Raw genomic sequence first — 19026 nt, forward strand, 5'->3', positions numbered from 1 at the left:
GCGGCTGCGATCTCATCAATAGCCGCCTGCGTATCAGTAGCTGTCAGTCCAGACGTTAAATTGTCGTAAGGAACTTCAAAGGCTTCTTGGTCATCAGAACCGCCTGCGGCTGCGATCTCATCAATAGCCGCCTGCGTATCAGTAGCTGTCAGTCCAGACGTTAAATTGTCGTAAGGAACTTCAAAGGCTTCTTGGTCATCAGAACCACCTGCGGCTGCGATCTCATCAATTGCAGCCTGCGTATCTGTAGCTGTCAGTCCAGACGTTAAATTGTCGTAAGGAACTTCAAAGGCTTCTTGGTCATCAGAACCACCTGCGGCTGCGATCTCATCAATTGCAGCCTGCGTATCTGTAGCTGTCAGTCCAGATGTTATATTATCATAGGGCACATCAGAAGCTGTTTGATCATCAGTACCTAATAGAGGGGCCAAATTGACATTCTCAGAGTTCCCATTTTCAATCCCAATCGTAAGTGTTGTGCCTATTAAAGTAGAGCCTTGAATATTTTGATTATCACTCCCGGTGGCAGATAATGGAGTAAGATCAACTTGTGTTGGGTTACCTCCTTCGATATTAATTGTTAAAATATTATCACTAGGATTCAAGGTGGCCGGACCTAAATTTTGATCATCCGTTCCTGTTCCCGCTAAAGCCCCCAAATCGATATCAACCGGGTTTCCATCTTCAATACCTATAGTGAGTGTATTCGTGGCCGCATTGAAATTACCCGGACCCAAGTTCTGGTCATCCGTGCCCGGATCGGCCAGGTCTCCCAGAAGTACCGAGGTAGAAGCACCATTTTCAATATTGATCGTGAGTTCATTCGTGGCAGGATTAAAAGTTGCGGAGGTAAGGTCCTGCAATTCATTACCATCATCCAAATCCCCATCCGCCGCAATATGGCTGTTCAGGTTGTTCGTATTGGTGGTGATACTGTTCTGCAGCGGAGTGGCATTAAAGTAGGCTCCGTTGCTGAAGGTGATGCTGTTTCCATTATCCGGGCTGACGATATCCGCCCCGGTGATAAAGTTGGCATCGTTCAGGAAATCATTAAGCGTCACTACGTTATAATCGATCTCGGCATCGGTGACCGTGTTATCCTGCAATTCTTCGCTGCCGACCGAATTGGCGGCCAGTTTGTTGGCGGTGATCGAGTTGTTCTGCAAGTCTGCTCCGCCTATACTGAAATCCACGATGTTCATCCCGGTGATCTGCCCCACCTCGAAATTCCGATTCCCGTCCGTCTCGGTAATTACTATGGTCTCTGCCGGGTTCACTACCGGGTCCGTGGAAAACGAAAGCCCTAAGGCATCGCATAAATTCAGCCAGCCATTACCGTCATAAAAATGGATACACCGGGTGTCATTATTATAGACCATGGCCCCCTGTAAGGGTTCAATGGCATCCATCTCCTGAGTACTCACCCGGGTGATCACCAGGGCGCGGTTATTACTCTCCAGTTCCAGTACGGAGGCAGGGTGAATATTCTGTGGATTCTCACCGATCTTGATCTGTGCACTCCCCGTCAGCATGCAGCCCAGTACGAACAGTACAGGCAGGTATTTTTGTAACATAGCTTAATCGAATAAATCTTGTGGTATGGACTACCAAAAGTAACTGAAACTTCGCAGATTATGATGTTTACACCGCTAAATACACGTTTCTGGGATAAATGGCAGCAGCAGGCATATAATGCTTGTAAATCGCCCTGTTCCAGTGGATTTAGTGCCAATCCCGGTCGCGTTTAACATAAGTTTAAGCCCGGGCATTTTTTTATGACACCCTCGTGGCTTTTCTTTATCTTTCGGACATACAACGATTTTTAACACTATCCCATGAAATACTGCCTCTATATTCTCACCCTGTTTTTAAGCCTATCTTCCCTCTATGCCCAGGAGCAGGACCGGCAATTATTAAGAGGGCAGGTGCTCTACCGAAACAGCAGCGTGGCCAATGAAAATGTCATCAATACCACCGCAGAAAAAGCAACTATCACCAACAGCAGGGGCGAGTTTACCATCCCGGTGAAAGTAGGGGACGAGCTGATCTTTACCGCCGTGAATTACCAGATAGAGATTCTTACCGTAACCGAAGCCATGCTGGCCAATAACCGACTGGTGATTGAAGTGAACGAAAAGGTCACGGAACTGGACGAGGTAGTGATCAGCCCGGAGCGGCAAGAAAAATTCCTGGAATTACAGAACGAGGAATTCAAGCGGTACGAATACGAGACCGATGCCACGGCAGAAGTGGAGAATATCGCCATGGATCCTACCACCCGGGGGATGAAAGACGGGCTCAATTTCGTGAATATTTTCAAAGCCCTGGCCTCGATAGGGAAGGATGAGCCCGAAGCCGCACAGCCTAAACTAAAAATGAGCGAAGTGCTCCGGAAAGTATATGACGATCGTTTTTTTGTAGCAGACCTCAATGTGCCCCAGGATAAGATAGATGATTTCCTGTATTATGTGGATGACCACAGCCCGGAGTATAAACTGTTGCTGAAAGACAACGAATTCCAGCTGATCGATTTCCTGGTGAACCAGAGCAAAGCCTATCGCGCCCAACTCGATGCCAAACAATAAATTTTACGTATTTCTTTTCCTTTTATCCGCTTGGGTGCTACCCGCCCAAACCGATCCCAATACGCAGCTGGCAGGGATGGTTACCAACCAAGGTGCCGGTGTGGCCGATGTTCACGTGATGAACCTGAGTGCAAACCAGGCCACCATCACGGACCAGGACGGACGCTTTTTTGTCTCGGCTAAAACCGGTGATACCCTGCTATTCTCCGCGGTACAGCTACAGCGAAAATCGCTGGTAGTGACCAGGGAGATGATGATGACTCCCTTGCTGCTGGTGCCCCTTGACGAATTTGTCAATGCCCTGGATGAAGTAGTGCTCCGTCCCTATAACCTGTCGGGCGACCTGGAACAGGATCTTGCCAATGGAGCATCCCCGGTCAAAGTGGCATCCACCATAGGGCTGCCGAACGCTTTTGCCAAACCCAGGACGCAGGCCGAACGTAAATTATTTGAAGCCCAGACCGGGGGCGGTATCATTCCTCTGAACCCTATCCTCAACGGCATCTCGGGGAGGACCAAGTACCTCAAGAATGTTCTGGAACGGGACAGGAAATACAACCAGACCGAGTTGGTCCGATATTCCTACCCGGACTCGGTCTACACGGATGAATTAAAATTACCAGCAGATCGTATTGATGATTTCTTTTATTTTTGCGAGGTCGATCCCGGCTTCAGCGCCCTGGTCAATACCGGGGATGCGCTGCGGATCTGGGAATTCCTGGAGCGGAAAAGCAAAGCCTACCGCGGTGCCAATAAGCTGGATTAATGGCACAGACTTTGCTCCATTACTGATAAATCAAATTGAATGAAAACCCCGAAGAAGCTTTTATTACTATTCCTCTTACCCCTTTTTGCCTTCACCGCCCATAAGTTCTATGTCAGTGTGACCATGGTAGAATACTCGGAGAAAGAAAAGGCCCTGCAGCTTACCAGCCGCATTTTTATCGATGACCTCGATAAATTGTTATCTGAACGCTACGGCTTCAAAGCTGCCCTGGCCACCAAAAAGGAGTCACCCAAGGCTGATTTCTACATCGATAAATACCTGCGTTCCAAGATCGTTTTCAGGATTGATGGAAAGCCGGTGCCCTATAAATTCCTGGGGAAGGAATACAATGATGATCTTGTCATCTGCTATATAGAAGTACCGGACATAGAACTCAATAAAGTGAAAACCCTGGAGATACAGAACGATCTCCTGACCGATCTCTTCGAAGATCAACAGAACGTTGTGCATTTTAAATTAAGAGGGCAGAAGAAGAGTTTTGTACTGATACGGGAGAATAATAAAGGAATGTTAAACTTATAACGTTTTCGGAACAAAATTTATAAAATAAACTATTTTCGGGACCTTAAAAAAAACCAGAATGTATAAGATCAAGCATGTATTTTCGGCAATCCTCTTTTTGATGGCCGCAGTGGTAGTTGCCCAGGACGATACCACTATTACTAAAGAACCTGGACACACCAACCAGAGCAAATTCCGACAAATGCACCAGGAATTTGCGACCCCAAACACTTACAGGTCAGCCTCCGGAACCCCGGGACCTGATTACTACCAGCAACAGGCAGACTACAAGATGAACATTGAGCTGGATGATAAGAACGCTAAGCTCTATGGTGAAGAAACCATCACTTATCACAATAATTCCCCGGACGTCCTGGAGTACTTATGGGTGCAGTTAGACCAGAATGTACGTGCCAAGGATTCTAAATCTCCTTTGCGTAATCCAAGCAGGATCGCCGTGGCCTACCAGCCGGCAACCTTCACCAAGGAATATATGAGCGAACCATTTGACGGTGGTTTTAATATAGAGCACGTAAAAGATACAGACGGGAAAGCATTACCCTATACCATCAACAGGACCATGATGCGTATAGACCTGCCAACTCCTTTAGCCAGTGGCGAAAAATTCGCTTTTGATATCAAGTGGTGGTATAATATTCCTGATCATACCGTAGACCGCGCCAGGTCCGGTTATGAATATTTTGAGAAAGACGGTAACCGTTCTTACGTGATCGCCCAGTTCTTCCCAAGAATGGCTGTGTATAATGATGTAGAAGGATGGCAGAACCACCAGTTCTGGGGAAGTGGCGAGTTTGCCCTTCCATTCGGGAACTACGAGGTAAATATCACTGTTCCTGCAGATCATATCCTGGATGCTACCGGGGAACTGCAGAACCGTAAAGAGGTCTTCAGCAAGACCATGATGGAACGCTATGAGCGCGCAAAGAAGTCTTATGACAAACCGGTACTGATCGTAACCCAGGAAGAGGCAGAGCAGGCCGAAAAAGGCTTTTCGGAAAAGAAAAAGACCTGGAAATTCAAAGCAGAGAATGTACGTGATTACGGTTTTGCCACTTCCCGTAAGTTTATCTGGGATATGCAGGCTGTGAAGATTGGGAACAGAGACGTGATGGCCGTATCTCTTTATCCTAAAGAAGGAAACCCGCTGTGGGAAGAGCAGTCGACCAAGGCTGTTGCCAGCACCCTGAAAACCTATTCTAAGCACACTTTTGATTACCCTTACCACAAGGCGATCTCTGTACACGCCAAGAACCAGGGAATGGAATACCCTATGATCTGCTGGAATTACGGTCGCCCTAACGAGGACGGCACCTATTCTGACCGTGTCAAGTTTGGAATGATCAGCGTGATCATTCATGAAGTAGGCCATAACTTCTTCCCCATGATCGTTAACTCTGATGAGCGGCAGTGGGGTTGGATGGACGAAGGCCTTGACACTTTTATGCAGTACCTGGCAGAACAGCAGTTCGGGAAAGAAAACCCGGAGGTGATCGCACCCAATGAGAGCTATCCTTCGAGGAGAGGAGCCCCTGCTAAGATTGTTCCTTATATGAGCGGGGACCAGAGTACCCTGGCACCGATTATGTCTAACCCGGAGAATGTTTACCAGTTAGGCCCTAATGCCTATGGTAAGCCGGCCACCGCCCTGAATATTTTAAGGGAGACCGTGATGGGACCGGAATTATTTGATCATGCCTTTAAGACATATTCACAGCGTTGGATGTTTAAACACCCCAGCCCTGAAGATTTCTTCCGCACCATGGAAGATGCATCGGCTGTAGACCTGGACTGGTTCTGGAGATCATGGTTCTATACTACGGACTACGTGGATATAGGGGTAAAAGGAGTTAAGAAATACTATGTGAGTGACAAACCTACTCCTGAAATGGAAGAGTATATCGCGGCTAATAATATGAGTCCGTCAGACCTTCCACCATTGGTTTATCTTTCCGAGGAGAGTGAAGGTGCAGAAGGGAAGACCCCGTCAGAAACTTCACAGACCATGAATGCCTTTATGATGGATAACCTGACCCCGGAACAAAGAGCTGCGGTAAAGGAGCCCAAATACTTTTACGAAATCACCTTTGACAAGCCGGGAGGGATTCCAATGCCACTGATCGTAGAATACACTTACGCAGATGGTAGCAAGGAGAACGTTACTTTTCCCGCAGAGATCTGGAGGAAGAGCGATAAGGAAGTGAGCAGGGTAATGGCTACCCAGAAGGAATTGGTAGGCGTAGTGGTTGATCCAAAGGCAGAAACCGCTGATATTGACACTTCCAATAACAGCTGGCCGAAGAAAGAAGAAGAGTCCGATTTCAACAAGTTCAAGAATAGTATCCAAGGCGATAATTAATTTGAACCCTGTAGGATAAAAAATGAGTCCCGCCAGTTTTTTAAACTGGCGGGACTTTGTTTTTGGAGGGCAAACTTGCTTATATTTGTGGCATGTATGCCAGTATAATTTTATTTATTAGCGGGGCCGAAATCTTCTTTATCATGTTCATCGTGGTCATGGTATTCGGCGCGGACAAGATCCCGGGTATTGCCAAGGGATTGGGTAAGGGTATGCGACAACTTAAGGATGCCACTGAAGATATAAAGCAGGAGATCCAGAAGAGTGCCGAGAAACAAGGAATTGACACCAGTTTCACGGACGATATCAAGAAGGAGATAGAGCAGGTGAAGAAGAATGTTGATGAGGTCAGCGGTACCATCAAACGAAAGTAAAACTCCATATGTTAAAGAAAATTCTAGAGTGGGACAGGGAAACCTTTATCTTCCTGAACAGCCTTGGCATTGAGCAACTGGACGGTTTCTGGTCTTTTGTGACCAATATCACTACCTGGATTCCCCTCTATATAATATTCTTTGTTCTCATCATCATAAAACATCGCAAAAAGGAAGCGCTTTATATGTCGCTCTGGGTGGTCTGTCTCCTGGTCTTCGTGCTATTCCTGACAGACTTGACCAAGGAATACGTGGCCCGTTTAAGGCCTAATAACGAGGAGGAAATCAATACCCTGATCCGGATACTGAAGAGCCCGACGAATTACAGTTTCTTTTCAGGTCACGCTGCATCCAGCTTCTCCATCACAACGCTTATTTTTCTATACCTGAAAGACAAGTTCCGATGGGCCTGGCTGTTCTTTTTGTGGCCTCTAATCTTTGCATTCAGCCGTATCTACGTAGGGGTGCATTACCCGGTGGATATACTGGTAGGGATGAGTGTAGGTATAGGTTCTGCCTTTTTCTTTTACTATATCTACACTGGGTTTATAGGACCCTACTTAGCGTCAGCCCGTCGCGAATAGATAGCAGGACCGTTTCTACCCTGGGGTCATCTTTAAGCCTTTTATTGTATTCTAAAAGAACCGGTGTGGTCTTATCACCCGCTTTAACTTCCTCAAGCACTTTGCCGGACCAAAGCACATTATCTGAAATGATCAGGCAACCCGGGTTCACCTTTTCCATCACAGCCTCGTAATAAGAAAGGTATTCTTTCTTTTCGGCATCGATATACACCAGGTCAAAATGGATAGAAAGCCCTGGGATTATATCAAGTGCATTCCCGGTATGCTGAACTATACGATCCCCGGAGCCACATTTGTCGAAGTACTTTCTTTGCATGGCATGCAATTCTTCATTGACGTCTATGGTATGCAGGGTACCTTCCGGGTGCAGTCCTTCAGACAGGCAAATGGCAGAATAACCGGTATAGGTTCCAATCTCCAGAATATGACGCGGACGTTGCAACTTGGAAAGCATACTCAAAAGCCGGCCCTGGTAGTGGCCCGTCAGCATGCGCGGCTGAATTACTTTGAGATGGGTTTCACGGGTGAGTTCTTTTAAGAGTTCGGGCTCGTCCTGGGAGTGATTCTCCACGTACCATTCCAGTGATTCAGGCAGAAAATGCATATCTTCATTTTATGCAAAAATAGCCAATTCTGGCACAGTTTAAAGCATATCAACCATGGCGATCAATATACGACAAGCTGAGCAGCAAGACCTGCAGACTTTAGCCCGTTTTGAACAGGAACTCATCAGGGCCGAGCGGCCCATGGACCCGACTATCAAACCGGACCCGGTCACCTATTACGACCTCAAGGACCTGATAAGCAATAAGGAGGTACATTTCCTCGTAGCTGAAAAAGACGGGAAGATAATTGCATGTGGTTATGCTCGCCCCAAACCCGCAAGGCCCTACCTTGACCATCAGAATTATGCTTACCTGGGATTTATGTATACTGATCCGGAATACAGGGGGAAAGGGGTTAATAAACTCATTATGGAACACCTGGCTCACTGGGCACATAAAAATGGATTGGATGAAATGAGACTGACAGTCTATACAGAGAACCACCCTGCCATACGGGCCTACGAGAAGGTGGGGTTCCAAAAGCACCTGATAGAGATGCGATACCGGCGATGAGGGGCAGAACTTTTAAGTGTCATGTGGAGATATCACCCCGCTTGTCGTATTTTTGAAAAAAACACCGGATGGATTTTCAGAATACCCTCGCTTACGCCAGAAAACTTGATGAAGAAGACCCGCTCAGGTCCTATAGATCGGAGTTTCATTTTCCACAACACAACGGTAAGCCGGTCATCTATTTCACCGGGAACTCCCTGGGTTTACAACCAAAACGCACACAGAAGTATATAGACGAGGTGATGTCTGACTGGAAGAATATGGCGGTAGAAGGTCATTTTAAAGCAGACAAGCCATGGTGGGATTACCACGAACGGCTGGCAGCTCCGCTGTCAAAGATTGTCGGGGCTAAACCCGAGGAAATTTCGGTCATGAACACCCTGACCGTGAACCTTCATTTACTGATGGTTTCTTTTTATCGCCCTGATAAAAAACGATTCAAGATCCTCTGCGAAGAAAAAGCATTCCCTTCGGATCAATACATGTTGCAAAGCCAGGTCCGCTATCATGGGCTGGACCCTGAAGAGGCCATAGTAACGGTGAACAAGAGGGATGGCGAAAATTTCTGGAGAACGGAAGACGTAGTTGCAAAAATTCATGAAGTAGGGGAGGAGCTGGCCTTGGTAATGATCGGGGGACTTAATTATTACAACGGGCAGGTTTTTGATATGAAGACCATTACGGAAGCAGGACACGAGGTAGGTGCCAAAGTAGGCTGGGACCTGGCGCACGCCGCGGGAAATGTAACCCTGAAGCTAAACGAATGGAAGGTCGATTTTGCGGCCTGGTGCAGTTATAAGTATATGAATAGTGGTCCGGGCAATGCTTCCGGGGTTTATATCAATGAAAAATACCTGGGCCGTACCGATATTCCCAGGTTCGAAGGATGGTGGGGTACAAAAAAGGAAACCCGTTTCCTTATGCGACCCGAGTTTGAACCGATTGCCACCGCAGATGCCTGGCAGCTGAGCAACGCCCCCATCCTTTCAGTGGCACCCTACCTGGCTTCGCTGGAGCTTTTTGATGAGGTTGGGATGCCGGCGCTGATAGAAAAGCGTAACCAGATCGTGGCTTACCTGGAATTCATCCTGAAGGAGATAGATAAGGAAGTGGACAGCAGTTTTGAGATCATTACCCCGGAAGACCGTGGCTGCCAGCTTTCTGTATTTCTGCATGGAGAAGGGCGCGAATTATTTGACTGGCTGATGGAAAACGGGGTGATCCCCGATTGGCGAGAACCCAATGTTATTCGCCTGGCCCCGGCCCCGTTTTATTGCAGTTACGAAGACATGTACCATTTTGGCCAATTGCTTAAGAAAGGAATTCTCGAAAAAGTTTCCTGAATCATTCGGAAGTGATTTATATTTAATACTAAATGTCCCTGTACCATTACCGGGATTCATTTGTATCTATGAAATCACTCCGACTGATCCTCTCCAAAGCCCGGTATTTTGCCCCGGCCTGGGTATTTGCAAGTCTTAATATATGGTTCGGTACCTGGGCGATCTATATCCCGACGGTAAAAAGTCAATTGGGAATAGATAAGGCGAGCCTGGGGATCGCCCTTTTCTGCCTGTCTTTAGGGGTCTTTGCCATCTTCCCTGTCGCACCAAAGCTGATCAACCGCATCGGGGTGGGTAAGGCTACCTGGTATGCCGTCCTGGCCGGTAGTGTAACAGCCTTGCTGCCCTTAGTGGTCACGGACTATTACCTGTTAATGCTGTCATTATTTTTTTTCGGGGCTGCCAATGGTTTTATGGATATTGGCATGAATACCCTGGTGACGGAAATAGAGAAAGAAGATGGGAAGAAGTTCATGTCTTCGGCCCACGGGTTTTTCAGCCTGGGAGGGGTGATTGCGGGCCTGGGAAGCTTTTTAATTCCGGTTATGCCGTCTCCTGCCATCCACATGCTGATCATCGTTTTGGTTGTGCTTATAATCAACTATAGCTTACACCGACACTACCTTCATATTACGGCAGCCCCGGTAGAGAAAGAGCCATTCAGCTTTCGGCTTTTTCGCCCCTTGCTTTTATTGGGAATAGTTTCCTTTATTGTCATGGCCAGTGAAGGTGCTATCGTGGACTGGAGTGCCCTTTTCCTGGAAGAGATCAGTATGGCGCCCGAAGTACTATTAGGATCCGGATTCCTTGCGTTTTCCATCACCATGACCCTGGGGCGTTTCCTGGGAGACGGGATCAGTGACCGGATAGGATCGGTTAAAATAGTCGCGCTTGGGATCTTTATTGCTATAGCGGGTTACCTGGCGGTACTGGCAACCTTCACTTACCTGGCTATACTGGGCTTTGCCCTGATCGGTTTGGGCTTTTCCGTGATCATCCCGGAATTGTTCCGCATCGGGGGGCATGTAAAAGGAGTTGACTCCTCACAGGGCGTCGCTTTCATTGCCGGCTCCGGTTACGCGGGGTTTTTGATGGCACCCCCTGTACTCGGATTCCTGGCCGAGAGTTCTTCCTTAAAAGTGAGCTTTATGGTCTTATTAGGAGGGGCATTGATCGTACTGTTGGCTACCTTTCGTCTTAAAGCAAAACGCTAGGCATTTATTCCATCGTAACTTTGAGGTCCGTAAAATAAAGTTTGGATCCGCTACCGGGGTTGTTGTGCATGGTGGCGATCAGCAAACCACCAAAATCTTTATAGTCTTCCCAGGTGGTGCTCATACTGGGCTCCGGGGCATTCGCTTTCCTAAAACTCCATTCCTTTACCAGGTAATCATCCCCGAAGTAAAAATCATATGCATCGCCGGGGGTATAACCCCCTTCTTTCCCATATACGATGGTCAGCTTATGCATTTTGTTCCCCGAGATAGGAGCTGTGGCGCCTTCCTGGTGTTCATATTCAAAATTACCCTGGTCCCAGACCAGTTGGTAAGGAGCAAGCAGCCAGTATTTGTCGTTGATGAAACTGGCGTCGGCTTTCATGCTAAGGCTGTCAACGGTGGTTCGGTTAAAATTTACAGTATCAGAAGCAACCCGCATACTCACTTCCTGGCTGCCCGGTTCCCAGACCCAGTTTCTTTCATAGTGAGTGGTGTCCCTGTCTACATTAAAGGTGAATTGAAGTTGCCGTACATCGTCCCAGTTTTCATAACCGTGGGCATAAGCTACTTTTTCTAATATGGTCTTTTCTTTTTCAACAGTTTTGGCTTTCTCTGGTTGACCGTTCTTACAGGATACGATGGATAGGAGCAACAGGAGAAGTGCGGAGGAAAACTTTTTCATCAGTCAGTTTTTTTCAAATATAAAGGCTTTTCAACAATGTGGCATAAAATGATTTATACTGGGTTGAGTCAAAAAAAAAAGAGACAATGATTTCTCCTGTCTCTTTTACTTTTATGATGATAAACAGTTTATCCTATTGCTTAGCGAGAAGCTGCCTTCCTTTTTTGATCTGGACGATAGGGAATTCTGTACGCCTGTTGAGCTCCAGTTCGTCCGGTGTACAGTCTGCTCTGCCCGTACAATCGTTAATTGGTTCCCGTTTGCCAAAACCTTTATAAGACACGATCTGTTCCGGGGATACCCCATGGGCGATCAGGTATTCATAAGTTGATTTGGCTCGTCTTTCCGAGAGGTTATCATTGTAAGCATAACTACCAACCGGGTCTGTATGGGCTTCCAGGCGGATGATCATGTCAGGGTAAGTGACTGTCATCAGCTTGACGACCTTGTCCAGTTCCCATGCGGCATCGGGCCTGATGTCGTGTTTATTGAAATCAAAATAGATTTTTTTCAGGTTGGCCAGGAGTTTCAGGTCCAGTACCGGTTCCAGGACGATGTCCTGCCTCATAATACGGGTAGTGATGGGCGTTACATAAGTGTTGAAATACACTGATTTATGAGGGTGGGTCCTCCGGACCGCCTCCAGCATATAATTACGCTCCCTGTTAATGAACATACTGTAGAAGCCGTTGGAATCTGTAATCACCTCTCCTTCTTTGATTCCTGTTTTCTGATCATAGATGGTGATGCGTACACTGTCCAGGGGTTTCCCGTTAACCCCGTCGTGTACATATCCCTCTACGGTTAGAGACGGAGTAAACTTAAATTTATAAATATCATCACTGCCTTTTCCGCCTTCGCGGTTAGAACTGATATATCCAAAAATACCGTTCTCATGGGCATAGTAACCAAAGTCGTCCGCACCTGAATTCACCGGGGTTCCCAGATTGATCACATCCACGATCTTTCCTGATTCATCGGAGATGGTGGAGAAAACGTCAAGCTGCCCGTAACCAACGTGTCCGTCGGAAGAGAAGAATAACTGGTCTTCGTTATTGATAAAGGGGAACATCTCGTTACCTTCGGTATTCACTACCGGGCCGGCATTGATCGGCGGGCCTATTCCTCCTCTTTCGTGGATTTCAGAATAATATATATCGGTGCCGCCGAAACCTCCGGGCCTGTCAGAGGTGTAGTAGATTCGCCTGCCATCCGGGCTCACATAAGGGTGTCCGGTGGAGTAATAATCACTGTTCATGGGCAGGCTTTTGTTTACCTTCCATTCTCCATCTTCTTTCTCCGCCCTGTATATCTTCAGGTTCAGCTCTTTTTCAATACCGTAGGCCTTCTTATTCTTATAGAAATTGTTCCTGGTAAAATAGATAACCGTGTCTTTTTTATAGTCGGTGGTAAAGATCAGGTTACTTTCGTGGTATTTAGTGTTCACGTCCCCGTTCACCAATTCCGGTACAGCACCGGGAACATCTTCCCGGATTCGGAAAAGGTCTAACCAGGGTTCATCGTTCCAGCCGTATTCATCACCGGCTACCTGCTCTTTGCTCGAAGAAGCAAAGTAGAGGTACCCATTACGGGCAAATACCCCGAAATCGCTTTCTTCCGTATTAAAATCGGCAAGTTCCACGCTATAGCGCTGCCGGCTGTTAAATACTACTGAAGCTAAATTTCCGTCTTTCAGGAATCGCTTTACGCGCGAATCATTCTTATTGTATTTCTTATATTTTTTCAGCCATTTTTCAGATTCATCGTACTGGCCATCGCTATAAAGGGCCATGGCATATTTAAAATAGTAATCCGTGGGGACACTGCTGTTGTTGATGATCTTTTCAAAATGAGGCAGGGCTTTTTTGAAATCCCGGATTAGAAGGTAGCATTCTGCCAGCTGCTGATGGGCATGATCCAGGTTAAAACCTCCTTCAACCATTTTTTCATACTCCACGATCGCCTTACTGTAGGCAAACTGGCCGAAAAAATAGTCACCTCTTTTCTGCGCCCCGTATTGAGCCATACCCAATTGTAGGGTAAAGCTCAGAAGCACTATCAGAATCTTAGTGTATTGGTTCTTCATAATGCGGTTTTTAAAAGTACCTGGGCGATTTTGCAGGTCCTAGTTTTTTAAACCCTGTCTCATAGATCAGGATTACTTCGTGTGTTCCCGAGGAATATGGCTTCAGGTCCCCGGTGGGTGTGTCATATGCGTAACCTATCCGGAAGTCTTTGCTGATCTGGTAATCGATCAGGGCTCCGAATCCGGAAGAATTATTCAACCTGTAAGTGGCACCAAACCAGATCTTCTCGGAATAAAGGAAATAGGCCGAAAGATCATAAGAAGAAGGAGCACCATTGGTGAATTTGCTCAACATGGTAGGTTTGAATTTCAAATTGCTTGAGATATCCACCACGTAGCCGCCGATGGCGTAATAACTATTTCGTTCAACGGCCTGGAATTCTCCCTCGTTAAGATCGGTATTCAGTATGCGAGGGGAGGAGATACCAACATACCAGCGATCAGTACTCAAAAATGTTCCTGCACCCAGGTTAGGCGACCACTGCGTAAAATTCGCGTTGAAAAAAGGGTCGCTGCCATCTGGACTTTCCAGGTAATAATTGGTAAACCCGGCTTTTAATCCAAATGAGAGTTTTGCAGCCTGGGTTACCGGGATAGTATATGAGAAATCCCCGTAGATATAGTTGGTCTTTTCAAATCCAAGTCGGTCGTTGATATAAGATAGTCCCAACCCAATCCTGTCATTCCGTAAAGGGGCATGCAGTGAAAAGGTATTAGTCCTCGGGTTACCTTCTATTCCTGTCCATTGGTTCCTGTGTAAGGCCGTCAGGTTCAGGGTTCCCCTGCTGCCTGCATAGGCCGGGTTCACGGATATGGTGTTGAACATGTATTGGGTGAACTGTGGTAACTGCTGTGCATTTACAGAAGAGTATACCACGAGTAGCATCAATACGATGTATGTTTTTAAACTTTCCATTTTAGTAGGTTTAGTTGGTTCCGAGATAGATATAACCATTAATAGGCTCCATTTCCTTATTACTCACCTCGATGATGTAATAGTAGGTTCCTGCAGGAAGCATACCCGAGTTACCGAAAGCGCTATTAGGGGAATAGCCACCCCAGTCGTTCTGGTAGTCCTGCCCTTCAAATACTTTCGCACCCCAACGGTTAAAGATCATCACGTGAAAACTGAAGTCACAATAGTCAACTCCCGAGATCTCGAAGTAATCATTATTACCATCTCCATTAGCAGTAACGGTTTTTGATGCTATTATATTTTCTCGTCCACAAGGAACGCAGTCAGAATTCACGGCGATTTCAAAGTCCACATAGTACTTACAAGTGCCTCCTGTTGAGGTATATTGTACCTGGTAGACCCCAACCTCCAGTTCAAAAGGATCAAAAGTGCTTCCCTGCATTTCGGTATTTCCGGATACTAATTCAAAAGTTCCATCAGTGTCAAAGCCTGCAGGCAGGTAGTTGACCAGGTCGATAGCCGGATCCTCCACGCAGATGTCGATTGCGATCGTTTCCAGGGCAGGCTGCAGTACAAAAATGAACTGCTCAAAGAGCGCAGTGTTACCACAGGCATCAGTTACGTTCCAGCTCCTGATGATCATGAAATCTTCAGAATCTTCAGAGTGCTGTGTCTCTTCTGTATAATCTACCTGGTACTCCCCACATCCCCCGGAAAATTCCAGGTTAGGAATTGCAGGAATTTCATCACCGCATAAGAGCGAAACCTCTTCTTCGTATGCACTGGCCGTGATTGGTCCAGTAGCAGGTACGGCAATGGTCTGGGTGTGCGTTACACTGTTTCCTGCACAGTCTGTAGCCGTCCATACCCTAGTGATCATATACCCATCCATGCAATTCGCATCGTTAGTTACTGATTCGTCAAAGACAACAGTAACCTCCGGATTACAGTTATCGATGGCAGTAAGTACCGCGGCTTCAGGTACGGTATCACAGGTCACAGTCATATCCGCTGGCAATGCTTCCACAAATTCAGGTGCTTCCGTATCTACCACGGTGATCTCCTGACTGTGCTCACGTACATTACCGACACAATCAGTTACCGTCCATGTCCTGGATATGGTATACTCCGTAGCACATTCGTCGTCCTGGCCGCTGATCAGTTCTTCAAATTCAACGGTATATGCACATCCTTCTGCATTCAGGTCAATTTCAGCGACAGCCGGGATCTCATCACAGCTAACTGTTGCATCTGCAGGGAAATCAATATCGCTATCATTATCCAGTATAGTTCCTGAAGCATCCATATTGTTGATATTTACAAGGGTATTGGAAACATCAGACAACCTTACTATAAAGATCTCTGTGCTTTCAATAATGATATCATCAATTATAGGAACAATGATGTCATAAGACTCACCGTCAGTCCCCGCAAAGATCAGAGTTCCACTGGTCTCAGTGTAATCCATATTGTCAGTAGCAGATATCTCCAGGGTCGTATAATCCACGGTGAATCCACCCTGAACATTTCCACTGAGGGTTACTGTAAATGTGGCAGTACCATCCGCCTCGTTCACCATTACATCGGTGGCAGCAAAGTGGAGTCCTGTTCCATCAATGGCATCGTTATCCAGGATATTTCCGGTGGCCACAGGCGTATTGATCGTAATCAGGTCTGTTGTCAGTCCGGATAAGCTCACTTGGAATGACTCAGTGAATTCGATCAACTCATCGTCTTCAATGAACACTTCGATAGTGTGCGACTCCCCGTTATTTCCAGCAAAAGTTAAAGTGCCGGCATTAGTGGTATAATCAGCAGGAGCTTCGGCGGTATCGTCAGAGGTTGCAAAATCAACACTGAATCCTTCCTGTGTTGCTCCCGTTAAAACAACGGTAAATACAGCACTGATCCCGTCTTCATTTACATTCACGTCAGTGGCTGTAAAATCGAGCCCGGTTCCTGCGATTGCATCGTTATCGATGATATTCCCGGTAGCCTGGCTATCATTGATAGTGATCAGGGTCGTAGAGAGGTTAGAAAGATTCACAAAGAAATCTTCGGTATTCTCTATTAAAAGGTCTTCGTTGATGTTGATCACGATCGCTTGAGTCTCCCCGTCATTACCGGCAAAGGTCAGTGTACCGGTAGCAGCATCGTAGTCACCATCAGCTTCAGCCGATCCATCAGCAGTAGCGTAATCGATGGTGAATCCACCTTGTACCGCACCACTCAGGGTTACAGTAAAAGTAGCCGTACCATCCGCCTCGTTCACGGTTACATCGTCACTGGCAAAATCAATTCCCGTTCCGGCTCCACCATCGTTATCGATGATATTCCCGGTAGCCTGGCTATCATTAATGGTGATCAGGGTAGTAGAGAGGTTAGAAAGGTTCACAAAGAAGCTCTCGGTCTCCTCGATCAAAACATCTTCGTTGATATCGATCACGATCGCTTGCGTCTCCCCGTCGTTCCCGGCGAAGGTCAGCGTACCATTCTTGGTGTCATAATCCCCGTTAGCTTCGGCAGATCCATCAGCAGTAGCGTAGTCGATGGTGAATCCACCTTGCACGGCACCACTAAGGGTTACGGTAAAAGTAGCCGTACCATCCGCCTCGTTCACGGTTACATCGTCGTTGGCAAAAGTGATCCCTGTAGTTCCACCACCGTCGTTGTCGATGATATTCCCGGTAGCCTGGCTATCATTGATAGTGATCAGGCTCGTAGAGAGGTTAGAAAGGTTTACAAAGAAATCTTCCGTGTTCTCAATTAAAAGGTCTTCGTTGATATCAATCACGATCGCTTGCGTCTCCCCGTCGTTCCCGGCGAAGGTCAGCGTACCATTCTTGGTGTCATAATCCCCGTCAGCTTCGGCAGAACCATCAGCAGTAGCGTAGTCGATGGTAAATCCGCCTTGCACGGCACCACTAAGGGTTACGGTAAAAGTAGCTGTACCATCCGCCTCGTTCACGGTTACATCGTCGTTGGCAAAAGTGATCCCTGTAGTTCCACCTCCGTCGTTGTCGATGATATTCCCGGTAGCCTGGCTATCATTGATAGTGATCAGGCTCGTAGAGAGGTTAGAAAGGTTTACAAAGAAATCTTCCGTGTTCTCAATTAAAAGGTCTTCGGTTATATCAATTACGATCTGCTGGGTCTCCCCGTCATTACCGGCAAAGGTCAGTGTACCGGTAGCAGCATCGTAATCTCCGTTAGCTTCGGCAGATCCATCAGCAGTAGCGTAATCGATGGTGAATCCACCTTGCACGGCACCACTAAGGGTTACGGTAAAAGTAGCCGTACCATCCGCCTCGTTTACGGTGACATCATCACTGGCAAAATCAATTCCGGTTCCGGCTCCACCATCGTTATCGATAATATTCCCGGTTGCCTGGTTATCATTAATGGTGATCAGGGTCGTAGAGAGGTTAGAAAGATTTACAAAGAAATCTTCGGTATTCTCAATTAAAAGATCTTCGTTGATATCGATCACGATCGCTTGAGTCTCCCCGTCGTTCCCGGCGAAGGTCAGCGTACCATTCTTAGTGTCATAATCCCCGTTAGCTTCGGCAGAACCATCAGCAGTAGCGTAATCGATGGTAAATCCACCTTGCACCGCACCACTAAGGGTTACGGTAAAAGTAGCCGTACCATCAGCCTCGTTCACGGTTACATTATCACTGGCAAAATCAATTCCGGTTCCGGCTCCACCATCGTTATCGATGATATTCCCAGTTGCCTGGTTATCATTAATGGTGATCAGGGTCGTAGAGAGGTTAGAAAGGTTTACAAAGAAATCTTCAGTCGCTTCGATCAGTACATCTTCGTTGATATCGATCACGATCTGCTGGGTCTCCCCGTCATTACCGGCAAAGGTCAGTGTACCGGTAGCAGCATCGTAGTCACCATCAGCCTCGGCAGAACCATCAGCAGTAGCGTAGTCGATGGTAAATCCGCCTTGCACCGCACCACTAAGGGTTACGGTAAAAGTAGCCGTACCATCCGCCTCGTTCACGGTTACATTATCACTGGCAAAATCGATTCCCGTACCGGCTCCACCATCGTTATCGATGATATTCCCAGTTGCCTGGTTATCGATAATGGTGATCAGGGTGGTAGAGAGGTTAGAAAGATTCACAAAGAAATCTTCAGTATTCTCAATTAAAAGGTCTTCGTTAATGTCAATTACAATGTCCTGAGTCTCCCCGTCGTTCCCGGCAAAAGTCAGTGTACCATTCTTGGTGTTATAATCCCCGTTAGCTTCGGCAGAACCATCAGCAGTAGCGTAATCGATGGTAAATCCACCTTGCACCGCACCACTAAGGGTTACGGTAAAAGTAGCCGTACCATCAGCCTCGTTCACGGTGACATCATCACTGGCAAAATCAATTCCGGTTCCGGCTCCACCATCGTTATCGACGATATTCCCGGTAGCCTGGTTATCATTGATAGTGATCAG

15 protein-coding genes are annotated in these 19026 nt (G+C 46.9%); 9 read left to right on the forward strand and 6 right to left on the reverse strand.

Annotation, left to right across the window (positions count from 1 at the left end):
• The coding region (locus tag PP178_RS14615; RefSeq protein WP_430974736.1) for a hypothetical protein at positions 1-1574 on the reverse strand (1574 nt) is incomplete at its 3' end.
• A 261-nt stretch (positions 1575-1835) separates the two neighbouring features.
• Here PP178_RS14615 and PP178_RS14620 point away from each other — a divergent pair.
• From PP178_RS14620 to PP178_RS14645, 6 genes are all read left to right on the forward strand, one after another.
• Positions 1836-2585, forward strand: coding sequence for a hypothetical protein (locus tag PP178_RS14620; protein WP_272595104.1), 750 nt, complete (start codon positions 1836-1838; stop codon positions 2583-2585).
• Entirely contained in the window at positions 2572-3351 is a 780-nt protein-coding gene (locus tag PP178_RS14625) for a hypothetical protein (RefSeq protein WP_272595105.1), read from the forward strand. Before PP178_RS14620 ends, PP178_RS14625 begins: the two co-directional genes overlap by 14 nt.
• Positions 3352-3390: 39 nt before the next feature.
• Positions 3391-3894: a DUF6702 family protein gene (locus PP178_RS14630; protein ID WP_272595106.1), complete on the forward strand. Its 504-nt coding sequence runs from the start codon at positions 3391-3393 to the stop codon at positions 3892-3894.
• Between the two features lie 58 nt (positions 3895-3952).
• On the forward strand, positions 3953-6250 hold the full coding sequence (locus tag PP178_RS14635) for a M1 family metallopeptidase (RefSeq protein ID WP_272595107.1): 2298 nt from the start codon (positions 3953-3955) through the stop codon (positions 6248-6250).
• A 92-nt stretch (positions 6251-6342) separates the two neighbouring features.
• Entirely contained in the window at positions 6343-6624 is a 282-nt protein-coding gene (locus PP178_RS14640) for a Sec-independent protein translocase subunit TatA/TatB (RefSeq protein ID WP_272595108.1), read from the forward strand.
• Positions 6625-6632: 8 nt separating this feature from the next.
• Positions 6633-7208, forward strand: coding sequence for a phosphatase PAP2 family protein (locus tag PP178_RS14645; RefSeq protein ID WP_272595109.1), 576 nt, complete (start codon positions 6633-6635; stop codon positions 7206-7208).
• Here the strand turns inward: PP178_RS14645 and PP178_RS14650 are convergent.
• Complete coding sequence (locus PP178_RS14650; protein WP_272595110.1) at positions 7171-7812, reverse strand: O-methyltransferase; 642 nt, start codon at positions 7810-7812, stop codon at positions 7171-7173. The genes PP178_RS14645 and PP178_RS14650 overlap by 38 nt on opposite strands.
• Before the next feature lie 55 nt (positions 7813-7867).
• Here PP178_RS14650 and PP178_RS14655 point away from each other — a divergent pair, with 55 nt between their 5' ends.
• From PP178_RS14655 to PP178_RS14665, 3 genes are all read left to right on the forward strand, one after another.
• A complete protein-coding gene (locus PP178_RS14655; RefSeq protein WP_272595111.1) occupies positions 7868-8326 on the forward strand; it encodes a GNAT family N-acetyltransferase in 459 nt (152 codons plus the stop codon).
• A 68-nt stretch (positions 8327-8394) separates the two neighbouring features.
• Positions 8395-9669, forward strand: a complete 1275-nt coding sequence (gene kynU / locus PP178_RS14660; protein WP_272595112.1) for a kynureninase — start codon at positions 8395-8397, stop codon at positions 9667-9669.
• 32 nt (positions 9670-9701) lie between these two features.
• A complete protein-coding gene (locus PP178_RS14665; RefSeq protein ID WP_336298551.1) occupies positions 9702-10883 on the forward strand; it encodes an MFS transporter in 1182 nt (393 codons plus the stop codon).
• A 4-nt stretch (positions 10884-10887) separates the two neighbouring features.
• On the opposite strand, the gene PP178_RS14670 is transcribed toward PP178_RS14665, so the two are convergent.
• From PP178_RS14670 to PP178_RS14685, 4 genes are all read right to left on the reverse strand, one after another.
• A complete protein-coding gene (locus PP178_RS14670) occupies positions 10888-11568 on the reverse strand; it encodes a hypothetical protein (RefSeq protein ID WP_272595113.1) in 681 nt (226 codons plus the stop codon).
• Between the two features lie 133 nt (positions 11569-11701).
• Positions 11702-13654, reverse strand: a complete 1953-nt coding sequence (locus PP178_RS14675; RefSeq protein WP_272595114.1) for an OmpA family protein — start codon at positions 13652-13654, stop codon at positions 11702-11704.
• A gap of 10 nt (positions 13655-13664) precedes the next feature.
• Positions 13665-14570 carry a PorP/SprF family type IX secretion system membrane protein gene (locus PP178_RS14680; protein WP_272595115.1) on the reverse strand — a complete coding sequence of 302 codons (906 nt, stop codon included), beginning with the start codon at positions 14568-14570 and terminating at the stop codon, positions 13665-13667.
• 10 nt (positions 14571-14580) lie between these two features.
• Positions 14581-19026: Calx-beta domain-containing protein (locus tag PP178_RS14685; protein WP_272595116.1), on the reverse strand; the 4446-nt coding region annotated here is incomplete at its 5' end.

Source organism: Zeaxanthinibacter sp. PT1 (assembly GCF_028464225.1).
Taxonomy (GTDB): Bacteria; Bacteroidota; Bacteroidia; order Flavobacteriales; family Flavobacteriaceae; genus Zeaxanthinibacter.

What these genes read in the sequence shown, in the direction of transcription:
- PP178_RS14655 (WP_272595111.1), top strand. Translation starts at nt 7,868, where the DNA reads ATGGCGATCAATATACGACAAGCTGAGCAGCAAGACCTGCAGACTTTA.
- PP178_RS14625 (WP_272595105.1), top strand. Translation starts at nt 2,572, where the DNA reads ATGCCAAACAATAAATTTTACGTATTTCTTTTCCTTTTATCCGCTTGG.
- PP178_RS14680 (WP_272595115.1), bottom strand. Translation starts at nt 14,570, where the DNA reads ATGGAAAGTTTAAAAACATACATCGTATTGATGCTACTCGTGGTATAC.
- PP178_RS14635 (WP_272595107.1), top strand. Translation starts at nt 3,953, where the DNA reads ATGTATAAGATCAAGCATGTATTTTCGGCAATCCTCTTTTTGATGGCC.
- PP178_RS14640 (WP_272595108.1), top strand. Translation starts at nt 6,343, where the DNA reads ATGTATGCCAGTATAATTTTATTTATTAGCGGGGCCGAAATCTTCTTT.
- PP178_RS14675 (WP_272595114.1), bottom strand. Translation starts at nt 13,654, where the DNA reads ATGAAGAACCAATACACTAAGATTCTGATAGTGCTTCTGAGCTTTACC.
- PP178_RS14650 (WP_272595110.1), bottom strand. Translation starts at nt 7,812, where the DNA reads ATGCATTTTCTGCCTGAATCACTGGAATGGTACGTGGAGAATCACTCC.
- PP178_RS14665 (WP_336298551.1), top strand. Translation starts at nt 9,702, where the DNA reads ATGTCCCTGTACCATTACCGGGATTCATTTGTATCTATGAAATCACTC.
- PP178_RS14620 (WP_272595104.1), top strand. Translation starts at nt 1,836, where the DNA reads ATGAAATACTGCCTCTATATTCTCACCCTGTTTTTAAGCCTATCTTCC.
- PP178_RS14630 (WP_272595106.1), top strand. Translation starts at nt 3,391, where the DNA reads ATGAAAACCCCGAAGAAGCTTTTATTACTATTCCTCTTACCCCTTTTT.
- PP178_RS14670 (WP_272595113.1), bottom strand. Translation starts at nt 11,568, where the DNA reads ATGAAAAAGTTTTCCTCCGCACTTCTCCTGTTGCTCCTATCCATCGTA.
- kynU (WP_272595112.1), top strand. Translation starts at nt 8,395, where the DNA reads ATGGATTTTCAGAATACCCTCGCTTACGCCAGAAAACTTGATGAAGAA.
- PP178_RS14645 (WP_272595109.1), top strand. Translation starts at nt 6,633, where the DNA reads ATGTTAAAGAAAATTCTAGAGTGGGACAGGGAAACCTTTATCTTCCTG.